Consider the following 1,996-nt stretch of genomic DNA (forward strand, 5'->3'; position numbering starts at 1 on the left):
TTCATTGACAACCCCATCGCACTCGCCCCCATGGCAGGCATTACGGACAAACCGTTCCGCCGGATTTGCCGCGAGTTTGGCGCAGGGTGGGCAGTATGCGAAATGCTGACCAGCGATCCGACCTTGCGCCATACCAAAAAAACCTTGCGCCGCAGCGATTTTGAAGGCGAGGGCGGAGTGGTGGCCGTCCAGATTGCCGGCAGCGATCCGCAGCAGATGGCGGAAGCCGCGCGGTATAACGTCGGCTTAGGCGCGCAGGTTATCGACATCAACATGGGCTGTCCGGCCAAAAAAGTCTGCAATGTGCAGGCAGGCAGCGCGTTGATGCAAAACGAGCCTTTGGTTGCCGAAATCTTGAAAGCCGTTGTCAATGCGGTGGACGTACCCGTTACCCTCAAAACCCGTTTGGGCTGGCATGACGAACATCAAAACTTGCCGACCATCGCCAAAATCGCCGAAGAAACAGGCATCGCAGCCCTTGCCATTCATGGCCGCACCCGTACGCAGATGTACAAAGGCGAAGCGCGTTACGAACTGATTGCCGAAACCAAAGGCCGTCTGAACATCCCCGTTTGGGTCAACGGCGATATTACTTCGCCACAAAAAGCCGCCGCCGTCCTCAAGCAAACCGCCGCAGACGGCATCATGATAGGGCGCGGCGCACAAGGCAGACTGTGGCTTTTCCGTGATTTAAAACATTACGCCGAACACGGCGTTTTGCCACCGGCCTTAAGCTTGGCAGAATGCAACGCCACCATTTTGAACCACATCCGCGCCATGCATGAATTTTATGGCGAAGTGGCCGGAGTACGCATCGCCCGAAAACACATCGGCTGGTACATCGACGAAATGCCCGAAGGCGAACAAACACGCCGGGAAATCAACCGCTTGGACAGCACCGCAGCACAATACGACACCCTTGCCGCCTATCTTGAGACGCTTTCAGAGAAAACCGACCGCTGGGTGTGTCACTATCGGGAAAGCTGAAGAGTTTCAGACGGCCTCATCATCTAAAAATAAATCTATTTAAAAACAAACTCAAAGAAAGACATCACGATGAATCAAACGACTACTGACATTGCGCAATGTATTGAACAAAACTTACGACAATACTTCAAAGACTTGGATGGTACGGAACCTTGCGGCGTGTACGATATGGTGTTGCACCAAGTCGAAAAGCCGATGCTAATTTGCGTGATGGAACAATGCGGCGGCAACCAATCTAAAGCGGCGGCCATTTTGGGGTTAAACCGCAATACCCTGCGTAAAAAGCTGCAGCAGCATGGTTTGTTGTAATAGAGAGGAATAGGGTGCATTGCTGCCTACCTATCATGAAAGAGCCGGCCGGGTCATTCATCCATTAGTTGGATATTTTTGGATTTGTTGACACAATCAAAATAAAAACAGCTTGAAAAGGCTTCAGGCCGTCTGAAGACCAGAGAAGAAACGATTAATTTTTTTACCATGAGTTGAACCATGCTTTACCAAATACTCGCACTGTTAATCTGGGGCAGCTCGTTTATCGCTGCCAAATATTCCTACGAGATGCTCGATCCGACGCTGATGGTTGAGGCGCGATTGTTGATTGCCGCATTGATGGTGCTGCCGTCGTGCCGCCGTCATTTGGGCAGGATTCCGCGGAGCGAATGGAAGCCGTTGTTGTGGATTTCCTTTGTCAACTACGTTGTCGTTTTGATGCTCCAGTTTATCGGTTTGAAATATACATCTGCCGCCAGCGCGGTTACCATGGTGGGGTTGGAGCCTTTGCTGGTGGTCTTTGTCGGTCATTTCTTCTTCAACGACAAAGCCAAACTTTACCACTGGATTTGCTGCGCGGTGGCGTTTGCCGGCGTGGGCATGATGGTAATGGGCGGCGCGGAAGAGGGCGGTACGATTGACTGGTTCGGCTGTTTGCTGATTTTACTTGCAGGATTCGGTTTTGCAGGCGTGATACGTCCGAGCCAGCAGATGATTGTCCGTATTGGTGCGCCTGCAT

Annotated in this window: 3 protein-coding genes; all 3 read left to right on the top strand. The window is 51.9% G+C overall.

Annotated elements, in window-relative coordinates:
• The coding region (gene dusB / locus ACTHUM_RS12420; RefSeq protein WP_440403002.1) for a tRNA dihydrouridine synthase DusB at positions 1-987 on the top strand (987 nt) is incomplete at its 5' end.
• A 69-nt stretch (positions 988-1,056) separates the two neighbouring features.
• Positions 1,057-1,296: a Fis family transcriptional regulator gene (locus ACTHUM_RS12425; protein WP_070459344.1), complete on the top strand. Its 240-nt coding sequence runs from the start codon at positions 1,057-1,059 to the stop codon at positions 1,294-1,296.
• Between the two features lie 180 nt (positions 1,297-1,476).
• A partial coding sequence (locus ACTHUM_RS12430; RefSeq protein WP_440403003.1) for a DMT family transporter occupies positions 1,477-1,996 on the top strand: 520 nt, incomplete at its 3' end.

The sequence above is a fragment of the Neisseria sp. P0021.S006 genome (assembly GCF_051956895.1).

Coding starts and splice junctions, on each gene's coding strand:
- ACTHUM_RS12425 (WP_070459344.1), top strand. CDS start 1,057: ATGAATCAAACGACTACTGACATTGCGCAATGTATTGAACAAAACTTA.